Origin of the sequence: Xanthomonas bonasiae, from assembly GCF_017163705.1 — a bacterium.
In the GTDB taxonomy this organism is placed as follows: Bacteria; Pseudomonadota; Gammaproteobacteria; order Xanthomonadales; family Xanthomonadaceae; genus Xanthomonas_A; species Xanthomonas_A bonasiae.
Map to the genome: position 1 here is coordinate 389303 of NZ_JAFIWB010000001.1, position 21950 is coordinate 411252.

The window sequence follows — 21950 nt, forward strand, 5'->3', positions numbered from 1 at the left end:
CCGTGCGGCCGGCGGGCCGACGTTAGGCTATTCTCGCCTGCCTGAGCAAACCCTGCATTCGACGGAAACCACGTGCCCTATTGGATCAAGCAACCCGCCGAGCTGGCCGAACGGCTGGCGCAGCGCCCGGCCAGGATCGGCCTGGATACCGAATTCGTTCGCGAACGCACCTACTGGCCGCAACTGGCGCTGGTGCAGATGGCGGTGGCCGACGAGATCCTGCTGATCGACCCGCTGATTCCCGGCATGCCGCAGGCGCTGGCGCCATGGCTGTCGGACCCGTCCATCCTCAAGGTCATGCACAGCGCCAGCGAAGACCTGGTCGCGTTCAAGTGCGCCTGCGGCGCGCTGCCGCGGCCCCTGTTCGACACCCAGATCGGCGCCGGCCTGGCCGGCATCGGCGCCGGCATGGGCTACCAGAAGCTGGTGCTGGAGATCACCGGCGTGCACCTGGCCAAGGGCGAAACCCGCTCGGACTGGCTGCGCCGCCCGCTGTCGCCGGCACAGCTGGACTACGCCGCCGACGACGTGCGCCACCTGTTCGCGATCCACGACGCCTTGCAGCAGCGGCTGCAGACGCTGGACCGCAGCGCCTGGCTGCACGAGGACGGCGAGCGCCTGCTCGGCACCGTGGAGCACGACGAAGGCGAGCGCTGGCCGCACCTGGGCATGCGCTCGGCGCAGTTCATGGACCGGCCCTCGCAGCAGCGCCTGCTGCGCCTGCTGCGCTGGCGCGACGTGCAGGCGCGGCACAGCGACAAGCCGCGCAGCTGGATCCTGGACAACGAACTGGCCGCCACCCTGGCGCGCTTCCCGCCGGCCGACCGCCAGGAGCTGCAGGCGCTGCTGGACAAGCACCCCAAGGCGCCGCGCAAGCTCGGCGACGCGCTGTGGCAGGCGCTGACCACGCCGCTGCCCGACGAGGCGGACGCGCCGCTGGCGCTGGCCTCCAGCGACGACAACAAGGCGGCCTTGAAGCGGCTGCAGGACGCGGTATCCGCCCGCAGCGCCGAACTCGGCCTGCCCGACGGCCTGCTCGCCTCGCGCAAGCACCTGGAAGCCCTGCTGGAAAGCGGCCAATGGCCGCAGCCGCTGGCCGGCTGGCGCCGGCGCGAACTGGAAGCGACGCTGCAGCCGCTGCTCGGCAACGCGGGCTGAGGGATTCGAGGGTATTTGGTATTTGTAGGAGCGGCTTCAGCCGCGACGGGCGTTACCGATAACGTCTGTCGCGGCTGAAGCCGCTCCTACAGGGATCTGTCGCCCGCGAACAGCGGCGCAAGGGTCACAGCGACGACCATGCCGCCGCCCGGCCCTCGGTCAATCCAGGCGCATTCCCTTCATCGAACGCTTCTCCGCCACGGTGTATCCGCGGCAAAACGCGGGCGACGCCAAGGCCGCATAAAACCAGCGTGCATAAAAAAGGCCAGGAAGCCTGGCCTTTTTCGACCGATCAGTATTTGACCAGCGGGAACTTCAGATCCGGATGGCGCGCCTTCCATTCGTTGTAGGCGGCGGTCCCTTCCCATGCGGCGAACGCCTTCGGCGTGCGGCCGCGGCCGGACCAGGTCTCGCCGGTGTGCGGCAGCTGGTACTTCGGCTTGACCTCGCTGCGGCCGCCGGCGGACTTGGCGCTGGCCACCTTCGGCGCGGCGCTGGTCACGTAGGCCGCGATCTCGTTGCGCTGCTTGGCGCTGAAGAACTCGGCGAACTGCTCGAGCAGCGACAGGATGTTGGCGTGCGCGGCGCTGGTCTCGCCTTCGCGCGCCTGCTTCTCCTGCTCTTCCAGCTTGCGAATCTCTTCGTGCAGTTTGGCCTTGGCTTCTGCGATCTGCTGCAAGTTGCGAACTTCCGTCATTTTTCAAAGACCCGTGGATAAAAGATTTGGAACGGACGGAATATTTCATCCGGAACGACGAAATCGTCTGGCGAGGATTTCGGCTCACGATTATATCGGCTCTGCCCGGCGGCTGCCCGGATACGGCGCCTCATTTCCGCGTTCGGCGGCAGCCCCAACCGCGGCCGACCGGCAGCGATGCGAAGGCGCCGCGCCGGCGCCTCGCATCGCCCCTCTTGGCACGCATGCCCCGGGCCAGTTAGACTATGCGTCTGATGTGGGGCGGTAGCTCAGCTGGGAGAGCGTCGCGTTCGCAATGCGAAGGTCGAGGGTTCGATCCCCTTCCGCTCCACCACTTGTTCAGACGAAAAGCCTCGGAGTCGCCTCCGGGGCTTTTTTGTGTCTGCGCGCTGGCGGCACGCCGTGGCCGCCTCGCGGGCCGCGCCGATGGCGGTGCGCGAAACGCGGCTCAGCCGGTCTTCTGGCCGTCGCCGGACTTGGGTCCGCGCTCGTGCGCTTCGCGCAACTTCTGGTCCTCCAGTCCGGGGCGCTGCTTGGCCACCTCGTCCTGCGCGCGGTCCTGCCGACCGTCCTGGATGCCCTGCTGCGCGTCGGGCTGCTTGTCGTTGTCTGCCATGGTCCGGATCTCGCGATGGCGGGCGGATGCCCTGTCGCGCAGACACTAGCGAGGCGGCCGTGATGCGCATATCACGGCAGCCGCCTGTCGATTCGGACGATGCCGCTTCTGGCCTGCGCAGCACCAGCTGCGGTGCCCGCGGCCGCAGCGCCTGCGTTGCGCAGGCACCGGGTACACGCCGCCACGCCGCGTCGCCCAGCCACCGCGCCGGTGCAGTGGCGCAGTTGCGCCGCCTCAGGCGGCGGCCGGCAACGCCACGTCGGCGATATCGTCCACGCGCAGCAGGCGCGCGCGATCCAGCAGGATCACCAGCCGGTCTTCCAGCTTGCCCATGCCCTGCAGCAACTCGTCGCGGATGCCGCTGCCGAACGACGGCGCCGCCTCGATCTGCTGCGCCGGGATGTCCAGCACCGCGCTGACCGCATCGACCAGCAGGCCGAATGCCTGGATCGTGCCGCCTTCCTCGGCGGTGACGATCACGATGCAGCTGCGCCGGGTGACGCGGCTGGGCGCGCGCCCCAACCGCAGCTGCAGGTCCACCACCGGCACCACCGCGCCGCGCAGGTTGATCACGCCGCGCACGCAGGCTGGCATGGTCGGTACCGGGGTCGGCGCACGGTATTCGATGATCTCGTGGATGCCGTCGATGTTCAGCCCGAACAGTTCCTGTTCCAGCTGGAAGGTCAGGAACTGCGACGGCGCCTCCTGCGTCTGCAGCGGCACGGCCGCGGCGTTGTCCAGATGCGTACCCATGGTCTGCTCCTCAGAAGCTGGCGAACTGGGATTCGTCCGGGCTCGCCATCGCGTAGGCCGGCTGCGGCGCGCGCGGGCGCACACGCTTGGGTTCGACGCGGCCGCTGATCGCCTTGGCGCTGGGCTTGTCGGCGACGCGCGGCGGACGCGGCGCCTCGGCGTGACCCAGGCGGAAGAACGCCATCGACTGCTGCAGGTACTCGGCCTGCGAACTCATTTCCTCGGCGGTCGCGGCCAGTTCCTCGGACGCGGTGGCGTTCTGCTGCGTGGTCTGGCTCAGCTGCACCACCGCCGAGTTGATCTGCGCCACGCCGGAGGACTGCTCCTGCGACGCCGCGGCGATCTCCTGCACCAGGTCCGAGGTCTTCTTGATGCTGGGCACGATGGTCTCCAGCAGGCGCCCGGCCTTCTCCGCCAGCTCCACGCTGGAACCGGCGACCTCGCCGATCTCCTGCGCGGCCACCTGGCTGCGTTCGGCCAGCTTGCGCACTTCCGCGGCGACGACGGCGAAGCCCTTGCCATGCTCGCCGGCACGCGCCGCTTCGATCGCCGCGTTCAGCGCCAGCAGGTTGGTCTGGTAGGCGATGTCGTCGATGATGCCGATCTTCTGCGCGATCTGCTTCATCGCCGCCACCGTGGCGACCACCGCTTCGCCGCCTTCCACCGTTTCCTTGGCGGCCTGCGCGGCCATGCCGTCGGTGATGCGCGCGTTCTCGGTGTTCTGCCCGATCGAGGCGGTCATCTGCTCCAGCGAGGCGCTGGTTTCCTCCACGCCCGCGGCCTGCTCGGTCGACGCCTGGCTCAGCGACTGCGCGGTCGCGCTGACTTCCTCCGACGCGCCGGCCAGGGTCTGCGCGCTGGCGTTGACCTCGCCGACCACCTGCTGCAGTTTCTCGACCATGCGCCGCATCGCCAGCAACAGCTGCCCGGCCTCGTCCTTGGAGCTGCTCTCGATCAGGATGCTCAGATCGCCATCGGCCAGCGCATTAGCGACATCTACCGCCTTGCCGATCGGCTTGGTGACGCTGCGGCTGATGAAGAAGCCCAGACCGATGCCAAGCAATACGCCGCCGGCGATGATCGCGGTCAGCGTCCTGGCGCTGCTGACGTGGATGGCGTTGGTGGCAGCGCTGGCCTCGGCCGCACGGGTTTCCTTGATGGCGGCCAGTTCGCTCATCAGCGTGTCGAGTTCGTCGGAGGCGCTGCGCACCGTGGCTGACAGCGCGATAAGTTCCGGATTGGGCTGCTGCAGCGGTTGCTGCGCCGCTTTTTCGATGAACTGGGCGCGATGCGTCAGGTACTGCTTCCATACCTCGTCGAAGCGCGCCAGCTTGGCCTTGGACTCGGGACTCTCGAACGAGGTACGCGCCTTGGCCACGTAGTCGATCACGTTCGCGGTGTATTTATCGATGCTGGCAAGATGCTTGGCGCGCTCTTCCTGGGTGGTGGCCAGTTGCAGGTTGGAACGCGCGCGGCCGGCATAGATCAGGTTGACGTTGGCTTCCTTGATGTTGGACAGGCCGAGCAGTTCGCGCTCGTACAGCACGGTGGCGTAGTCGTTGATGCGCCCGGAATTGCGGATGCCGATCGCGCCGATGCACGCGCCGATGGCCGCCACGATCAAGAACGCGCAGGTGAGCCTGACGCCGATTTTCATATTGCCCAACATGATGTCTTCCCCGATTGTTTGATAACGACCGCGCCACGGCGACGCGTCCGGATGTCCTTCCCGTTGCACCACGTGGATCGGGAACGATCGCAACGGCACATGCGGCATGCTTTATCGGCGCGGCGCTGCGTCGCCCGTTGCTTGAAGGCTATCGGCAGACCGGAAAGTCGCCTTTAATCGGCCGCACAACTGCGGAATTCAGCACACACGCGCACATTTGCGCTGCTTCGATGAATACGCGCCGAGCCTTTCCGCGCAGTGTTCATGCGCCGCAGCAGGAGGCCTGGGCCAGGCTCGACACGCATGCCGCACTTGTTCTGTGCGCCGTTTTTCGCCCGCGCACAGATGACGAACAACTGGGATGAGCACCTAAGTTATTTGTAGACAAGACGTGAAAACCGCACGACCGCGGCGCCGCCGCGTTGTTATGTGAATGAGTTAGTGTTACGCGATACCGCGCGTATTCCGCGCATTCAACGCAGGCTGGCGAGCATTTCGGCGATGGCATCGCGTGTGCCGGACGTCGCCGTCTCTGTCAGCCGCTGCCGCGCCACGGCGCTGTCGGCCGCGCTCAGGTCCTGCAACGTTTCGAAACGCTCCGCTACCCACGTCGCCACCGGCACGCCATCGCGATACAGCACCCGCGCGCCGGGCACGCGCGGCACCCGGTTGCCCGGCAGCACGCTGCCGAGCAGGTTGGCCGGATCGGCCGCGGCCACGCACAGCCAGGCGCCATCGTGCGGCTGCCGCCGCACCTGGCGCAGCAGGCCGATCGCCTCGGGCAGCGCGAACTGCTCGCCGGACAGCCCGCTGATGAAACGCCCGCCGCGGATCTCGCCGCGCGCCTCCAGGCGCTGATAGACGCGCAGCAGCTCGCGCCACGGCGGCAGCCACGCCGCCTCGCGTTCGAGCAGGCGCCAGCAGATCACGCCGTAACGGCGCAGCAGAGTCCGCGCCAGGTGCTCGAGCGCCTCGCCCCGCGCCGCGGCGTCGTCGGCATCCGCAGCAACGCGCAGCAGCGCCCAGCGTCCCGCATCCTGGATGCCGTACAGCGGCACCCGGCGCCGGCGCCGGGCCAGCGCCGACGGTCGCTTCGATGCCGGCACCAGCAACGCGCGCAGGCCGGCGTAACTGTCGCAGTGGATGCGGCCTGCGCCGACCAACTCGGCCAGCGCCTCTTCCAGTTCGGTGGACAGCAGCCGCGTCGCATCGGCGATCTCGTCGAAGAACGAGGCGCCGTGCGTCCCGAGGTAATCGGCGACCTTCTGCGCGCGCGAACCGAGCGTGCCCGGCTCGGCCGCCGCCGGCGCCAGGCGCGACCACTGCGCGGCGCTGCGCCGCGGCAGCAGCAGGATCGGCGTGCTGCGCAGCGAACCCGTGCCGCCCGCACCGACCGCGCCAGCCGCTGCCGGGCGCAGGCGCGTCCACAGCGTGCGTCCGGCGCTGCACAGTTCGTCCAGCCAGGCCGGGGCATAGTCGCGCACCCGCGCCGGCAGCAGGTCGCCCTCCCACAGCGCCGCCGGCGCCTCGAAGCCCTCCAGTTGCGCCAGCACGCTGGCCAGCGCCTCCGCGCCGGCGACGCGGCCTTCGCCATCCAGGTGCTGCCAGCGGAACAGGAAGCGCGCGTAGTCGCGCGGCGCCACCGGTTCGATCTCGCGGCGCAGCCGGCCCAGCGTGTAGCGGTGGATGCGCGCCAGCAGATGGCGCTCGCACCACTCGTCGTCGCCGGCCTCGGGAGTGAAGCGGCCGGGCAGGATGTAGCCGTCCTGCTGCAATGCCAGCAGCGCCGCCTGCACCTCGCGCAGCGGCATCTGCAGCGGCGCCGCCAGCGCCGCCGCGGTCACCGGACCCAGGGCCGCCAGGCGCGAGCGCAGCAGTTCGCGCAGCGCGTGGTCGCGTTGCCAGTCGTCGATCGCGTAGCCCTCCGGCACGGCGATGCGCGGCTGCGCGGCGGCCTGCGGATACAGCGGCGCGATCAGCGCCAGCGACTCGGCCGCGACCCACAACGCGACGCCGTCGCCGCTGTTGCCCTGCAGGCGGGTGGCACGCGCGTCGGCGGCCAGCTCGGCCAGCCAGTTCGGCCAGGCCGCGTGTGCGGCGGCCTCGCTGTCGGTCAGCACGCCGAGCGCGACCAGCGCCTCGTGCATCTCGTCGTGGCTGCGCGGCTGCGGCCAGGCTTCCTCGCGCACCGCGGCGATCGCGTCCGGATCGAGCCGGCCGAGGTCGTCGGCGCTGTCCGGATCCTGGTAGCGGCGGCTGTGCACGGCCTGGGTGCGGCGCTCTTCCAGCGGCGCATCGTCGAGGAACGCGTACGGCCGCGCGTCCATCGCCTCGGCCGCCAGCGGCGACGGCGCCGCCAGATCGCGCGCCAGCACCCGCACGCTGCCGTCCTCGATGCCGCGCAGCAGCTGCAGCCAGCCGTCGCTGTCCATCGCCTCGTGCAGGCAGTCGTGCAGGGTCTGCGCGACCAGCGGGTGTTCGGGGATCTCGCGCTCGCCGACCAGGTTCTCCGCGCAGGCGACCTGGTCCGGGAACACCGTGGCGAGCAGATCCTCGGACTTCATCCGCTGCAGCTGCGGGGCGACCTTGCGCCCGCCGGTGAAGCGCGGCAAGGCCAGCGCGTTGGTAGCGTTCCAGCGCCAGCGTACCCCGAACAGCGGCGCGTCCAGCAAGGCCTGCACCAGCACCTCCAGCGCCGACGACGCATGCAGGTAACGTGCGACCTCTTCCAGCACGAAACTGTGCCGGGTCGACAGCGACAGCACGATCGCGTCCTCGGTGGCCGCCGCCTGCAGTTCGAAATTGAAGGTGCGGCAGAAGCGCTTGCGCAGGGCCAGGCCCCAGGCACGATTGATGCGGCTGCCATGCACGCTGTGAATCACCAACTGGGTGCCGCCGCTGTCGTCGAAGAAGCGCTCCAGCACGATGCAGCGCTGCGTGGGCAGCGCGCCCAGCGCGGTGCGGGCGCGGCCCAGATAGTCCACCAGTTGCTGCGCGGCGGCGGCGTCCAGCGCCAGCTCCTGGTGCAGCCAGGCCAACGCCTGCGCCGCACCGCCCTGCTCCAGGCACCGCTCCAGCTGCGCGCGCAGCCGCGACACCCCGGCCGACAGTTCGTCGCTGCGCCCCGGCGCCTCGCCGAGCCAGAACGGGATGTTCGGCGGCGCGCCGCGCGCGTCTTCCACCCGCACCCGCCCCGGCTCCACGCGCAGGATGCGATAGCTGGCGTTGCCGAGCTGGAACACGTCGCCGCTGAGGCTCTCCACCGCGAAGTCTTCGTTGACCGTGCCGATGGTCTCGGCCTGCGGCTCCAGCAACACGCTGTAGTCGCCGGTCTCGGGAATGGTGCCGCCGGAGGTCAGCGCCGCCATGCGCGCGCCGCGGCGCTCGCGCACGCGGCGATGCACCGCGTCGCGATGCAGGTAGCCGGCGCGCGGGCCGAGCCGCGTGCTGAAGCCTTCGCTCAGCATCCGCAGCACCGTGTCGAAGCGCTCGCGCGGCAGCGTCGCGTACGGCCAGGCGCCGCGCACCAGCGCGTACAGCGCGTCCTCGTCCCATTCCTGGCAGGCCACCTCGGCCACCAGTTGCTGCGCCAGCACGTCCAGCGGCGCGTCGAGGATGCGCAGCGCATCCAGTTCGCCGCGGCGCACGCAGTCGAGCAGCGCCGCGCATTCGACCAGATCGTCGCGCGACTGCGGGAACAGCCGCGCCTTCGGCGTGCCGCCGACGGCATGCCCGGAACGCCCGGCGCGCTGCAGGAAACTGGCGATCGAGCGCGGCGAGCCGAGCTGGCACACCAGGTCCACGTCGCCGATGTCCAGGCCCAGTTCCAGCGAAGCGGTGGCGACCAGCACCTGCAACTGACCGGCCTTGAGCCGCTGCTCGGCGAGCAGCCGCGCCTCGCGCGCCAGGCTGCCGTGGTGCGCCGCCACCACCTCGTTGCCGAGCAGCTCGCCCAGGTGCCGCGCGGTGCGTTCGGCCATGCGCCGGGTGTTGACGAACACCAGCGTGGTGCGATGCGCGCGCACCAGCTCGGCCAGGCGCGCGTACACCTGCTGCCACTGGTCGTTGGACATGGTCACGCTGAGCGGCGTCGGCGGCAGCTCCAGCGCCAGGTCGCGGGCGCGCGCGTAGCCGATGTCGACGATCGCGCAATCCGGTTGTCCTGCGTGCACCGCAGCGCTGCCGACCAGAAAACGCGCGACCGCATCGATCGGCTTCTGCGTCGCCGACAGGCCGATGCGCAGCGGCGGCGTCGCGCACAACTGCTGCAGCCGCTGCAGCGACAGCGCCAGGTGGCTGCCGCGCTTGTTCGCGGCCAGCGCGTGGATCTCGTCGACGATCACCGTGCGCACGTGGCGCAGCGCGTCGCGCCCGGACACCGAACCGAGCAGCACGTACAGCGACTCGGGCGTGGTCACCAGCACGTGCGGCGGGCGCCGCCGCGCCTGCGCGCGCTCGCGCTGCGGGGTGTCGCCGGTGCGCACCGCGGTGCGGATCTCCACATCGGGCAGGCCCAGCGCGGCCAGCTCGGCGCGGATGCCGGCCAGCGGCGCCTCGAGATTGAGCTGGATATCGTTTGAAAGCGCTTTCAGCGGCGACACGTACAGCACCTGGGTGCGATCGGCGAGTCCGCCATCGCGCAGGCCTTCACGCAGCAGCGCATCGAGCGCGGCGAGGAACGCGGTCAGGGTCTTGCCGGAGCCGGTGGGCGCCGCCACCAAGGTATGCCGACCGTCCTGGATCGCCGGCCATGCGGCCAGCTGCGCCGGCGTCGGCGCGGCAAAACAGCGCTCGAACCAGCGGGCGACGGCAGGATGGAAGCGTGCTTGCACGAGCGACATGCGGTCTCCTGCGGCGCGCGATTGCGATCGGATGCACTGCGCGCGAAAGGTGGAATGTCTCGATTGTCCTCGGTGCGACAACCGCGTCAATGACGCATGCGCAAGATGGTGACGTTACCAGCCCCGATCAAGCGAGCATGCGCGGCACAGCTGTTTTCAAGGGATTTTTCGGTTAATCGTTCAGTGAAAAGCGCACTGTCTACCACGAGCACCGAGATGCGCGGTTATGTTGTCGATGACGTCACGCCTGCGCCTCTAGCGTCAACGCAACGGACGTGAAATTCGCTTCGGGGAGCCTTGCATGCAGCATGGCAGCATGATCGAACAACCGCGTCGATGCCGGCGCAGCCACGCAGGCGCGGCGCATGCCTGCGCGCGCGATGGCATTGCGCAACGCAGGTGGTCCGCGATGGCCGCCACGCGCGACAGCATCGCAACGCGCGTGTGCGGTATCGGCGTGCATCGCGGCAGCGTCCGCACCGACGACGATGGTTTCTTCGCTCCACCCATTCGCTCGCCATCGGCGGCATGACGATTCCGCGTCGACTTCCACTCTTCACTTCCCTAGCCAAGGAGCATCACCAATGGCACACAGCAGCTCGAATGTTTCCACCGCCCACTGGGTGCAGCGCGTCAACGAGAGCAGCGATGCGCTGGACCTCACGCCCAGCGTGTTCGAACGCGACGACCCGGTGTCCATCGCCCGTTCGCTCAAGCACTCCGCCGACCAGAGCGCGCGGCGCCGCACCGGTCCCTACCGCTCGGCGATGTCGATGCTGACCTTCTACATCAACCGCGCCGGCAAGCAGCTGCCGGCCCAGCGCCGCGAGGTGCTGGAACAGGCCAAGGACGAACTGCGCAGCCTGTACGGCAAGCCGCGCAAGGGCGCCACCGGCTGAGCGCCGCGACGCGGCATGCGGCGGCGCGGCGTGATGCGCACGGCAGTTCCGTGCTTCGCTAGCGCAACCCCGGCGCGTTCCGATTGCCCTGCGCCGAACCATAGGCGCATGATCGCGACATGACCAGGGAACCCGACATTTCGGACTGGGTCCAGCGCCCCGCCGATACCGCTGCCGAGCGCGGCCCCGTTGCCTCGGCGATGAGCGAGGATGCGCTGCTGCTGTCGCGGATCATCCTCGCCCAGGGCGAGATCGCCGCCGCCGGCAGCGACCCGCTGCAAGTGGTCGATGTGGTGACCCGCCGCGCGCAGGAGCTGACCCGCTCCACCGGCGCGGTGGTGGAAATGTGCGACGGCAACGACATGCTGTACTGGTCGGCCAGCGGCATCGCCGAACGACACCTGGGCCTGCGCCTGCCCAGCGACGGCAGCCTGTCCGGCCTGTGCATGCGCAGCGGCCAGGTGCTGCAGTGCGACGATTCGGAAGAAGACCCGCGGGTCAATCTGGTCGCCTGCCGCAAGGTCGGCCTGCGCTCGATGCTGGTGGTGCCGCTGCGCTACGGCGACCGCGGCATCGGCGTACTGAAGGTGATGTCGCCGTACCGCTGCAGCTATACCCCGCAGGACGTGCGCACGCTGGAAATGCTGGCGACCCTGGTCGGCGCGACGCTGGCGCTGGCGATGGACCGCGCCGCGCTACAGACCGATATCGCACGCCGCCAGAACGCGGAGAAGCACGCGTTCCGCGAGAAGGCGGCGATCGCCACGCGCATCCGCGAGGTGGTCGCCAACGAGCGCCTGCAGATCGTGACCCAGCCGGTGCTGGCGCTGTCCACGCAGCGCATCGTCGGCGTTGAGGCCTTGTCGCGGTTCCCGTCCAATCCCGGCCTGGCGCCATTGCGCTGGTTCGACGACGCGAGCAGGGTCGGGCTGGCGCTGGAACTGGAGCTGGCCGCGGCGCGCAAGGCGCTGCAGTTGCTGCCGCAGCTGCCGGCGCCGCTGTACCTGGCGATCAACGTCTCCGCGCAGACCCTGCTGCACCCGCAGCTGGAGGCGCTGCTGCACGGCCACGACCTGTCGCGGGTGGTGCTGGAGATCACCGAGCAATTGCAGGCGCCGGACTATCCGCGCCTGTCCGAGCATATCGGCGCGCTGCAGCGGCAGGGCCTGCGCATCGCGCTGGACGACGCCGGCACCGGCTTCGCCAGCCTGCGCCACCTGCTGCACCTGTCGCCGGACATCATCAAGCTGGACCTGACCCTGACCCGCGGCATCGACGCCGAACCGCGGCGCCAGCGGCTGGCGCTGGCGATCCTGTCCTTCGCCGCCGAGACCGACGCGAGCGTGATCGTCGAAGGCATCGAGACCGAGAGCGAGCTGGCCACGCTGCAGGCGCTGGGCGCGCGCTACGGGCAAGGCTACCAACTGGCGCACCCGGGGCCGCTGTCGGCGCACCTGGCGCGCTATCCGGTGATCGGCGACGAGGCGGACTCAGCGCCTGGTTAGAACGTTGGATTGCTCCTGTAGGAGCGGCTTCAGCCGCGACTTGGCATTACCGGGAAAGCTCCGGTCGCGGCTGAAGCCGCTCCTACAAGGGGATCGCGGGGAGATCGTGGGGATCGCGGCCTGCCGCATTCCGGCCGCTCACCGAACACATCGCGCGCAAACGCCGCGCATGAAAAAAGCGGGCCGAAGCCCGCTTTTTCCTTGCTGCAGCGTTGGACGCCGACGGCTTACTCGGCCGTCACGCCCTCGCCTTCTTCCACGGCCTTCATCGACAGGCGGATACGGCCCTGCTTGTCGACTTCCAGCACCTTGACCTTGACCAGATCGCCTTCCTTCAACACGTCGCTGACCTTCTCGACGCGGTCGCTGGAGATCTGCGACACGTGCACCAGGCCGTCCTTGCCCGGCAGGATGGTGACGAACGCACCGAAGTCCATGATCTTGGCGACCTTGCCTTCGTAGATGCGGCCCGGCTCCACGTCCGAGGTGATCTGCTCGATGCGCGCCTTGGCGGCCTGCGCAGCGATCGCGTTGACCGAGGCGATGACGATGGTGCCGTCGTCCTGGATGTCGATCTGGGTGCCGGTTTCCTTGGTGATCGCCTGGATGGTCGAGCCGCCCTTGCCGATCACTTCGCGGATCTTGTCCGGGTGGATCTTGATCGTCAGCAGGCGCGGCGCGTAGTCGCTCAGTTCCGAACGCGGGCTGGTCAGCGCGCTGGCCATCTCGCCGAGGATGTGCAGGCGGCCGGCCTTGGCCTGCGCCAGGGCCTGCTTCATGATCTCTTCGGTGATGCCTTCGATCTTGATGTCCATCTGCAGCGCGGACACGCCTTCGGCGGTACCGGCGACCTTGAAGTCCATGTCGCCCAGGTGATCTTCGTCACCCAGGATGTCCGACAGCACCACGAAGTCGTCGCCTTCCTTGACCAGGCCCATCGCGATGCCCGCGACCGGCGCCTTCACCGGCACGCCGGCGTCCATCAGCGCCAGCGAGCTGCCGCACACCGAGGCCATCGACGAGGAACCGTTGGACTCGGTGATTTCCGACACCACGCGGATCGTGTACGGGAACTCTTCCATGCTCGGCATCACTGCCAGCACGCCGCGCTTGGCGAGGCGGCCGTGACCGATCTCGCGACGCTTCGGCGCGCCGAAGCGACCGCACTCGCCCACCGAGTAGGGGGGGAAGTTGTAATGGAACAGGAAGTTTTCCTTGTACTCGCCGCTGACCGCGTCGATCACCTGGCCGTCGCGGGCGGTGCCCAGCGTGGTGATGACGATCGCCTGGGTCTCGCCGCGGGTGAACAGCGCCGAGCCATGGGTGCGCGGCAGCACGCCGGCCTTGACGCTGATCGGACGCACCGTGTCCAGCGCACGGCCATCGATGCGCACCTTGGTGCTCAGCACCGAGCCGCGCATGGTCTGGTATTCCAGCTCGCCGAATTCCTTGGACAGGTCGGCAGCGACCCAGCCTTCGACGGTGGCGCGCGGCGCCAGCTGCGCCAGCACGTCCTTCTTGATCGCCGAGATCGCGTCGCGACGCTGCAGCTTGTCGCGCACCTGGAACGCCGACGCCAGCTGATCGCCGACCGCTTCCTTCAGCGCCGCGATCATGCCTTCGTTCTTCGCCGGAGCGACCCAGTCGGACGGCTTGGTGCCGGCTTCGACGGTCAGCTCGTTGATGATGTTGATGACCTTCTGCATCTCGCGATGGCCGAAGGTGACCGCGCCCAGCATCACTTCTTCCGACAGCAGCGCCGCTTCGGACTCGACCATCAGCACCGCGTTGGCGGTACCGGCCACGACCAGCTCCAGCTGCGAATCCTTCAGCTCGGTGATGGTCGGGTTGAGGATGTATTCGCCGTTCTTGTAACCGACCTTGGCGGCGCCGATCGGGCCGTTGAACGGGGTGCCGGCCAGCGACAGCGCGGCCGAGGCGCCGATCAGCGCGGCGATGTCGCCGTCGATGTCCGGGTTCATCGACATCACCGTGGCGATGATCTGCACTTCGTTCTTGTAGTCTTCCGGGAACAGCGGACGGATCGGACGGTCGATCAGACGCGAAATCAGCGTCTCCTTCTCGGTCGCACGACCCTCGCGCTTGAAGAAGCCGCCGGGGATGCGGCCGCCGGCGTAGAACTTCTCCTGATAGTCGACCGTCAGCGGGAAGAAGTCCTGACCTTCGCGCGCGCTCTTGGCGGCGACGGCGGTGACCAGCAGTACGGTGTCGTCCATCTTGACGATGACGGCGCCGCCGGCCTGGCGGGCGATCTCGCCGGTTTCGAGGGTGACGGTGTGCTTGCCGTACTGGAAGGTTTTGGTGATTTTTGCCACGGGGTTTCCTTGGATGATGCTGTCTTCGAATGGACCGCTGACGGCCCATGCCGCTGGCGGGTGGCCGGGAGGATCCGGCCGGCGGCGCGGAGCATTCCCCGGGCCACGGTACTACCCAAAACAAAACCGCGGCGCATCACTGCGCCGCGGTAGGGTTCGTTGACTCAGCGACGCAGGCCGAGCTTCTCGATCAGCGCCTTGTAGCGCTCGCCATCCTTCTTCTTCAGATAGTCGAGCAGGCTGCGGCGGCGGTTGACCATCTGCAGCAGGCCGCGGCGGCTGTGGTGGTCCTTCTTGTGGGTCTTGAAGTGGCCGGTCAGCAGCTCGATGCGCGCGGTCAGCAGGGCGACCTGCACTTCCGGGGAGCCGGTGTCGGCGGCGCCGCGCTTGTTTTCTTCGATGACTTTCTGGGTGTCGATGGACATGGTGTGTTTTCTCAGAGATGCGGGGCCGGCAGAAACGTGCTGATGAGACGCACCGCCTGGCTCGCCGATTGCGAAGGATTGCGCCGGAGCGCAGGGTTGCCGTAAAGGCCGCCGAATTGTACCGGCCCCAGCCCGGACGAACAAGGTGTTAACGCCGCGTCACGGCCAGGCCGGCCGCATCGCGGCCCGCGCAAGGCCCCTCCGCAGGCTCGCGGATCAGAGGTTGAACATGCGCTGCGGCGCCAGCAGCCCGCCGGCATCGACCTGGCCCAGCCCCAGCGGCAGGCCGTCCTCGCCGAACACCGCGACCGCGCCCGGCGCCCAGGCCGCATCGCGCAGGCGCTGGCCCATGCGGAAACGCTGCGCCGCAGCATGGTCCAGGCGCAACGGCGGGAAGTCGACCAGGCCGGCGGCCAGCGGCAGCAACAGCGCCTCCAGCGCCTGCGGCTCCTGCGCGGCCAGCTGCTGCAGCTGTTCCAGGGTCACCATCTGCGGCTGCCGGAACGGCTCCACCCACAAGCGCCGCAGCCCGGCGATATGCGCGCCGCAGCCCAGCGCCTCGCCCAGGTCGCGGGCCAGGCTGCGGATATAGGTGCCGGAACCGCAGGCCACATGCAGGCGCAGGCGCTCGCTCTCGTGGGCGAGCACGTCGATGGCGTGGACCTCGACCTCGCGCTCCGGCGCCTCGATCGCCTCGCCGCGGCGCGCCTTCGCGTACAGCGGCTCGCCGCCCTGCTTCAGCGCCGAATAGATCGGCGCGCGCTGGCGGATGCGTCCGCGCAGCGGCGCCAGCGCCGCCTGCAGGGTCGCCGCATCGATCGCCGGCACCGGCCGGGTGCGCAGCACCGCGCCGTCGGCATCGTCGCTGTCGGTGCTCACGCCGAGCACGATCTCCGCTTCGTAGGCCTTGGCCGACCCCAGCAGCAGCCCGGCCAGCTTGGTCGCCTCGCCGAAGCACAGCGGCAGCAGGCCGGTGGCCAGCGGATCCAGGCTGCCGGTATGGCCGCCCTTCTCGGCACGGAACAGCCGCCGCGCCGCCTGCAGCGCCGCGTTGGAACTCATGCCGGCCGGCTTGTCGAGCAGCACGATGCCGTCGAGGCGGCGGAAGGAGATGCGGGGCAGTCGGGGGCCGAAGACGGGCATGGGGCTGGAAGCTGGGGGATTCGGGATTCGGGATTCGGGATTCGGGATTCGGGATTCGGAATCGGGAATCGGGAATCGGGAATCGGGAATCGGGAATCGGGAATCGAACGGTAAGGCCTGCGATCGTCGCAGGCCACAAGGAAAAGCAGGCCGATGCAGAAGGATCTGCCGGCCGCGCAGACAAGGCTGCGGAGCACGGGCCGAGGCAAACATGGGTGGCCTGCAGTGCGCCCGACGCGCGGTGCCGATGCAATCGCACCGGCGGCAACGACTCAGGCTTTCGGCGGGACCGCGTCGCCGTCGCTGTCGCCCTCGGCGTCTTCCGACTGCTGCAATTCGGGCATGTCGCGCAGCAGGTTGTCGATGCGCTCGCCGCGATCGACCGAATCGTCGTAGTGGAAATGCAGTTCGGGCACATGGCGCAGCTTCATCGCCCGCGCCAGCTCGCTACGCAGTTGCGGCGCCAGCTCTTTCAGGCCCTTGACCGCCTCTACGGAGCGCTCGGGCAGCAACGCGGTGACGAACACCTTGGCATGGGCCAGGTCGCGGGTGACCTCGACGTCGGAAACGCTGACCGACGGCAGGCCGTGATCGCGCACGGCCGAATGCACGATCGTACCCAGGTCGCGGCGGATCTGCGCAGACACGCGATCGGTACGGTGAAAGGATTTTGTTGCCATGGTCCGGAATCTCTCTGTTCGGAGCGCGGGACCGGGAATGGGCGGGAACGAGCGACGCGCACCAGGCCGCCGCTTTTCCAAATCCCGATTCCCGAATCCCGACTCCCGGCTTCTTACAGCGTGCGCTGCACTTCGATGCGCTCGAAGCACTCGATCTGGTCGCCCGGCTTGACGTCGTTGTAGGCCTTCACGCCGATACCGCACTCGGTGCCGTTGCGCACCTCGTCGACGTTCTCCTTGAAGCGACGCAGCGATTCCAGCTCGCCCTCGAACACCACGGTGTTGTCGCGCAGCACGCGGATCGGCTTGTTGCGCTTGACCACGCCCTCCACGACCATGCAGCCGGCGACCGCGCCGAACTTGGAGCTGCGGAACACGTCGCGCACCTGGGCGGTACCGATGATCTCTTCGCGGATTTCCACGCCGAGCAGACCGGAGGCCACCTGCTTCACCTGGTCGATCACGTCATAGATGATCGAGAAGTAGCGCAGGTCCACGCCGTTGGTTTCGATGATGCGCCGCGCCGAAGCGTCCGCACGCACGTTGAAGCCGATCACCGTGGCCTTGGAGGCCAGCGCCGAGTTCGCATCGGACTCGGTAATGCCGCCGACGCCGGAGTGGATCACGTTGATCCGGATCTGCTCGTTGGACAGGGCCACCAGCGACTGCTTCAGCGCTTCCACCGAACCCTGCACGTCGGCCTTGATCACCAGGTTCAGCGACAGCTGGCCTTCGCCCTTGCCGAGCTGCGACATGATGTCTTCCATGCGGCTGCCCGCCGAGGACACCAGGCGCGACTCGCGGCGCTTGGCCTCGCGCTGCTGCGCCACGTCCTTGGCCAGGCGCTCGTCGTCGACCACGACGAAGTCGTCGCCGGCATCCGGCACGCCGGACAGGCCGAGCACCTGCACCGGGATCGACGGACCCGCCTCGGCCGGCTGGCCGCCGGTCTCGTCGAACAGCGCACGCACGCGGCCGTACTGCACGCCGCACACCAGGTAGTCGCCGCGCTTCAGGCTGCCCTGCTGCACCAGCACCGTCGCCACCGGGCCACGGCCCTTGTCCAGCGAGGATTCGATCACCACGCCGCTGGCGCGGCCATCGAACACCGCCTTCAGCTCCAGCACTTCGGCCTGCAGCGAGATCGCGTCGAGCAGCGTGTCGATGCCCGCGCCGGTCTTGGCCGAGACTTCGACGAACTGGGTGTCGCCACCGAATTCTTCGGCGACCACGTCCTGCGAGAGCAGTTCGTTCTTGACCCGCAGCGGATCGGCGCCGGACTTGTCGATCTTGTTGACCGCCACGATCAGCGGCACGCCGGCCGCCTTGGCGTGCTTGACCGCCTCGATCGTCTGCGGCATCACGCCGTCGTCGGCCGCCACCACCAGCACCACGATGTCGGTCAGCTTGGCGCCGCGCGCGCGCATCGAGGTGAAGGCCGCATGGCCCGGGGTATCCAGGAAGCTGATGACGCCGCGATCGGTTTCGACGTGATACGCGCCGATGTGCTGGGTGATGCCACCGGCTTCGCCCGAGGCGACCTTGGTGCGGCGGATGTAGTCCAGCAGCGAGGTCTTGCCGTGATCGACGTGACCCATGATGGTGACCACCGGCGGACGCGAGCGCTTCTCGCCCTGCTCGTCCTCGGTGTGCGCCAGCAGCGCGTCCTCGGCGTCGGCACTGCCCGCGCGCACCGGCTTGTGGCCGAGCTCTTCGGTGATCAGCGCCGCGGTGTCGTGGTCGATGGACTGGGTGATGGTGGCCATCACGCCCATCTTGAACAGCGCCTTGACCACGTCGCCGCCCTTCAGCGCGAGCTTCTGCGCCAGGTCGGCCACGGTGATGGTCTCGCCGATCGCCACTTCGCGCACCACCGGTGCAGTCGGACGCTCGAAGCCATGCGCGCCGCCGCCGCTGCGCGAGGGCTCGGGCTGGCGACGGCCGCCGCTGTTGCCGCCGCGCGGCTTGCCGCGCACGTTGGAACGGCGCGCGCGATCGGCCGCGGACAGGTGCAGCTGGCCGGCGAAGCGGCTGGTGCTGTCGTCGTCCTCGACGCCGGCGACCATCACGTGCGAGCCGCGGGTCTTGTGCTTGTTGCCGGCGTTGCGGTCGTCGCTGCGCGGCGCGGCCGGCTTCGGCGGATGATGCGGCGCGCTGGCCGGACGCGGCGCACGCGGCGCGGCGGCGGCACCGGTGCCGGCACCGGTATTCGGGGTCGCAGCGGACGCAGGCGTAGCCGCGGCAGCCGGCGGCGCCGACTCGGCTTCCAACGCGGCCTGCGCGGCCTTGCGCTCGGCTTCGACGCGGTCGCGCGCATCCTGCTCGGCCTGGCGCTTGCGCTCGATTTCCTCGGCGCGCGCACGGTCCTGCTCGGCGAGCTTCTGCTGTTCGGCCAGGTTGCGCTGCTTGGAGGCTTCCAGCTTGCGCAGGATCTCGGCGCGCTCGTCATCCACCCGTCCGCCCGACGACATGCCCGCGCGCTCGGCAGCGAGGTCTTCGGCGGTCTTGACGTAGGTACGCTTCTGCCGGACCTCGACGTTGACCGTGGTCTTGCTGCGACCGGCGCTGACCGTCACTTCCTGCAGCTTGCGCCGGTTCAGGGTGATCTTCTTCGGCGCGGCCTGGGCTTCTTCCTCGACCGGCTTGTCGGTCTTGCCGTGGGTACGGCGCAGGAAGCCGAGCAGCTTCATCTTTTCGGTACTGGTCACGACCTGGTCGGGACCGCTGAACTTCATTCCGGCCTCGGCCAGTTGAACCAGCAGTTTATCGACCGGCGTATTCACCAGTTCGGCCAGCTTGCGGATGGTGGTTTGCTGCGACATTCGGATCCTATGATCTGGTTGGCGCCCCCTCGCGTGCGAAGGTAGCGCGGATTCTAAGCCCTGATCGGTTCAGGGCGGCATTCATCGCTGACTCATTCGCCGCGTTCCAATCGGGCGATCTCCTCGGCACGGGCTGCCAGGATGAGCGCAGCGGCGCGCTCCTGGTCCACATCCTCGATGCCGAATTCGAGGATTTCGTCCGCAGCCAGATCCGACAGGTCCTCGCTGGTCCGCACGCCATGGCTGGCCAGCGCGTAGGCGGTGGCCTCGTCCATGCCTTCCAGCGACAGCAAATCCGCCGCCGGCACGCCGCTGTCGTCGCTTTCCTCGGCGGCCAGCGCCTCGTTGAGCAACGCATCGCGCGCGCGGGCCCGCAGCTCCTCGACGATGTCCTCGTCGAAGCCTTCCACCGCCAGCAGCTCGCCGACCGGCACGTAGGCGATTTCCTCGACCGAGTTAAAGCCCTCGGCGACCAGGATCGCGGCGATTTCCTCGTCCACTTCCAGCTTTTCCATGAACAGCTGGCGGGCCACGGTCTGCTCGGCCTCGGACTTGGCCGCGACCTGCTCGGCGGTCATCACGTTGAGCTGCCACCCGGTCAGGCGGCTGGCCAGACGCACGTTCTGGCCGCCCTTGCCGATCGCCTGGGCCAGCCGGTCTTCGGCCACCGCCAGGTCCATCGAGTGCTTTTCCTCATCGACGATGATCGACTGCACCTCGGCCGGCGCCATCGCGTTGATGACGAAATTGGCCGGGTTGTCGTTCCACAACACGATGTCCACGCGCTCGCCGTTGAGCTCGTTGGACACCGCCTGCACGCGCGAACCGCGCATGCCGATGCAGGCGCCGATCGGGTCGGTGCGGGTGTCGTGCGCCAGCACCGCGATCTTGGCGCGGTCGCCCGGATCGCGCGCGCAGGCCTTGATCTCGACCAGGCCCTGGCCCACTTCCGGCACTTCCAGCTTGAACAGCTCGATCATGAATTCCGGCGCGGCGCGGCTGATGAACAGCTGCGGGCCGCGCGGCTCCGAGCGCACTTCGGCCAGGTAGCCGCGGACGCGGTCGCCGGCGCGCAGCACGTCGCGCGGGATGCCCTTGTCCTTGGGAATGAAGGCCTCGGCGTTGCCGCCCAGATCGACATAGATGTTGCCGCGCTCGGCGCGCTTGACCACGCCGGTGACCAGCTCGCCGATGCGGTCCTTCCACGCGTCCACGACCTGCTGGCGCTCGGCCTCGCGCACGCGCTGCACGATCACCTGCTTGGCGGCCTGCGCGGCGATGCGCCCGAAATCCGGGTTCTCGATCTGCTCTTCGATGTAGTCGCCGACGTCCACGCCTTCGGCTTCGTCGACCGCGTCCATCAGGCGGATCTGCCGGTCCGGCGATTCCATCACCACGTCGTCGGCCACCACTTCCCAGCGGCGGTAGGTTTCGTAATTGCCGTCCTTGTGATCGATGGTGACGCGCGTCAGCACGTCCTGATCGGGGTAGCGCTTCTTCGCCGCCGAGGCCAAGGCGGCCTCGATCGCGTCGAAGATCACTTCGCGCGGCACGCCTTTTTCGTTGGCCACCGCGTCGACTACCAGCAACAGTTCCTTGCTCATTCTTTCGCTCCGCGCGCAGCCTTGTCGGCTGCCGGTTCGTTGGATGGTTTCTTATTGGGTTTTGCGGTCTTGCCGGCCGGCTTGGGGCGCTTGGCCGGCGGCTTTGGGGTGCTACCCGGCTGCTTGGGCGTCTTGCCCGGCTTGGTCGGGGCCAGGCCCAGCGCCGCCCAGTCGGGCAGGATCCGCGCCTTGTCGATATTGTCGAAGTCCACCGCCAGTTCGGCGCCGTCGACCTCGAACACGATGCGGCCGGCGTCCGCGTCCACCTGGGCGATGCGCCCCTGCAGGCGCCGACGGCCCTGCTGCGGCAGCTTCAACACCACCTTGGCCGACTCGCCCTGGTGGCGCGCGAACTGCGCGGCGGTGAACAGCGGACGGTCCACGCCGGGCGAGGACACTTCCAGCGTGTAGTTGCCGCTGATCGGATCTTCCACGTCCAGCTGCGCCGACACTTCGCGGCTGACCCGCTCGCAATCGTCGATGTTGACGATGCGCTCGGGCTGTTCGGCCAGCGGCACGTCGATATACAGGCGCAGCGTGGCGCCGCCCGGGGCCGGCAGGTATTCCGCCCCCAGCAGTTCCAGACCCAACGCGTCCACGGTCGGGCCCAGCAGATTCGCGATTTCGTTTGCCTTGTCGCTCACAGCCTGCCTTGCATTTGAATGAATGAAATCGGTCCTGGCGGTTTTCCCGGACCCCGGAAACGACAAAGGGCCCGTTGGGCCCCTTGTCCGGTACGACTCCGGTAAAGCTGGATTCCGGTTGCAAAGACGGGAACATGCGTCTTCGCGAAGCCCAAATT

The 21950-nt window shown here is 68.7% G+C and carries 17 protein-coding genes and 1 tRNA gene; 6 read left to right on the forward strand and 12 right to left on the reverse strand.

What is annotated here, in order from left to right; translation table 11 throughout:
- The first annotated feature begins 72 nt into the window (after positions 1 to 72).
- Positions 73 to 1158: a ribonuclease D gene (gene rnd / locus JR064_RS01580; protein ID WP_179563869.1), complete on the forward strand. Its 1086-nt coding sequence runs from the start codon at positions 73 to 75 to the stop codon at positions 1156 to 1158.
- A gap of 292 nt (positions 1159 to 1450) precedes the next feature.
- Here the strand turns inward: rnd and JR064_RS01585 are convergent, their stop codons facing one another.
- Positions 1451 to 1855, reverse strand: a complete 405-nt coding sequence (locus tag JR064_RS01585; RefSeq protein ID WP_191824694.1) for an H-NS histone family protein — start codon at positions 1853 to 1855, stop codon at positions 1451 to 1453.
- 258 nt (positions 1856 to 2113) lie between these two features.
- On the opposite strand from JR064_RS01585, the gene JR064_RS01590 reads away from it, so the two are divergent.
- Positions 2114 to 2189, forward strand: a tRNA-Ala gene (locus JR064_RS01590).
- A gap of 114 nt (positions 2190 to 2303) precedes the next feature.
- Here JR064_RS01590 and JR064_RS01595 read toward each other — a convergent pair.
- The 3 genes from JR064_RS01595 to JR064_RS01605 form a co-directional block, all read right to left on the reverse strand.
- Positions 2304 to 2471 (reverse strand): hypothetical protein, encoded by a 168-nt coding sequence (locus JR064_RS01595; RefSeq protein WP_191824700.1) that lies wholly within the window; start codon positions 2469 to 2471, stop codon positions 2304 to 2306.
- Positions 2472 to 2705: 234 nt separating this feature from the next.
- On the reverse strand, positions 2706 to 3224 hold the full coding sequence (locus JR064_RS01600; RefSeq protein ID WP_179563866.1) for a chemotaxis protein CheW: 519 nt from the start codon (positions 3222 to 3224) through the stop codon (positions 2706 to 2708).
- A 10-nt stretch (positions 3225 to 3234) separates the two neighbouring features.
- Positions 3235 to 4893 (reverse strand): methyl-accepting chemotaxis protein, encoded by a 1659-nt coding sequence (locus JR064_RS01605; RefSeq protein WP_206228582.1) that lies wholly within the window; start codon positions 4891 to 4893, stop codon positions 3235 to 3237.
- A 14-nt stretch (positions 4894 to 4907) separates the two neighbouring features.
- On the opposite strand from JR064_RS01605, the gene JR064_RS01610 reads away from it, so the two are divergent.
- On the forward strand, positions 4908 to 5258 hold the full coding sequence (locus JR064_RS01610; protein ID WP_206228583.1) for a hypothetical protein: 351 nt from the start codon (positions 4908 to 4910) through the stop codon (positions 5256 to 5258).
- A 108-nt stretch (positions 5259 to 5366) separates the two neighbouring features.
- Here the strand turns inward: JR064_RS01610 and JR064_RS01615 are convergent, their stop codons facing one another.
- On the reverse strand, positions 5367 to 9734 hold the full coding sequence (locus JR064_RS01615) for a DEAD/DEAH box helicase (RefSeq protein WP_206228584.1): 4368 nt from the start codon (positions 9732 to 9734) through the stop codon (positions 5367 to 5369).
- A gap of 316 nt (positions 9735 to 10050) precedes the next feature.
- Here JR064_RS01615 and JR064_RS01620 point away from each other — a divergent pair, with 316 nt between their 5' ends.
- From JR064_RS01620 to JR064_RS01630, 3 genes are all read left to right on the forward strand, one after another.
- A complete protein-coding gene (locus JR064_RS01620) occupies positions 10051 to 10266 on the forward strand; it encodes a hypothetical protein (RefSeq protein WP_206228585.1) in 216 nt (71 codons plus the stop codon).
- A 52-nt stretch (positions 10267 to 10318) separates the two neighbouring features.
- Complete coding sequence (locus JR064_RS01625) at positions 10319 to 10633, forward strand: DUF3175 domain-containing protein (RefSeq protein ID WP_179563862.1); 315 nt, start codon at positions 10319 to 10321, stop codon at positions 10631 to 10633.
- Between the two features lie 119 nt (positions 10634 to 10752).
- Positions 10753 to 12138 carry a sensor domain-containing phosphodiesterase gene (locus tag JR064_RS01630; RefSeq protein ID WP_179563861.1) on the forward strand — a complete coding sequence of 462 codons (1386 nt, stop codon included), beginning with the start codon at positions 10753 to 10755 and terminating at the stop codon, positions 12136 to 12138.
- Between the two features lie 227 nt (positions 12139 to 12365).
- Here JR064_RS01630 and pnp read toward each other — a convergent pair whose 3' ends face one another.
- From pnp to rimP, 7 genes are all read right to left on the reverse strand, one after another.
- Entirely contained in the window at positions 12366 to 14474 is a 2109-nt protein-coding gene (gene pnp / locus JR064_RS01635; RefSeq protein WP_179563860.1) for a polyribonucleotide nucleotidyltransferase, read from the reverse strand.
- 164 nt (positions 14475 to 14638) lie between these two features.
- Positions 14639 to 14899, reverse strand: a complete 261-nt coding sequence (rpsO, locus tag JR064_RS01640; protein ID WP_003467392.1) for a 30S ribosomal protein S15 — start codon at positions 14897 to 14899, stop codon at positions 14639 to 14641.
- Positions 14900 to 15115: 216 nt separating this feature from the next.
- Positions 15116 to 16042 (reverse strand): tRNA pseudouridine(55) synthase TruB, encoded by a 927-nt coding sequence (truB, locus tag JR064_RS01645; RefSeq protein ID WP_179563859.1) that lies wholly within the window; start codon positions 16040 to 16042, stop codon positions 15116 to 15118.
- Positions 16043 to 16314: 272 nt separating this feature from the next.
- Positions 16315 to 16722: a 30S ribosome-binding factor RbfA gene (rbfA, locus tag JR064_RS01650; RefSeq protein WP_179563858.1), complete on the reverse strand. Its 408-nt coding sequence runs from the start codon at positions 16720 to 16722 to the stop codon at positions 16315 to 16317.
- A gap of 113 nt (positions 16723 to 16835) precedes the next feature.
- Complete coding sequence (gene infB / locus JR064_RS01655; RefSeq protein ID WP_206228586.1) at positions 16836 to 19544, reverse strand: translation initiation factor IF-2; 2709 nt, start codon at positions 19542 to 19544, stop codon at positions 16836 to 16838.
- A 92-nt stretch (positions 19545 to 19636) separates the two neighbouring features.
- Positions 19637 to 21148 carry a transcription termination factor NusA gene (gene nusA / locus JR064_RS01660; protein WP_179563856.1) on the reverse strand — a complete coding sequence of 504 codons (1512 nt, stop codon included), beginning with the start codon at positions 21146 to 21148 and terminating at the stop codon, positions 19637 to 19639.
- Positions 21145 to 21792 carry a ribosome maturation factor RimP gene (gene rimP / locus JR064_RS01665; protein ID WP_179563855.1) on the reverse strand — a complete coding sequence of 216 codons (648 nt, stop codon included), beginning with the start codon at positions 21790 to 21792 and terminating at the stop codon, positions 21145 to 21147. The genes nusA and rimP overlap by 4 nt, the downstream gene beginning before the upstream one ends.
- Positions 21793 to 21950 lie beyond the last annotated feature (158 nt).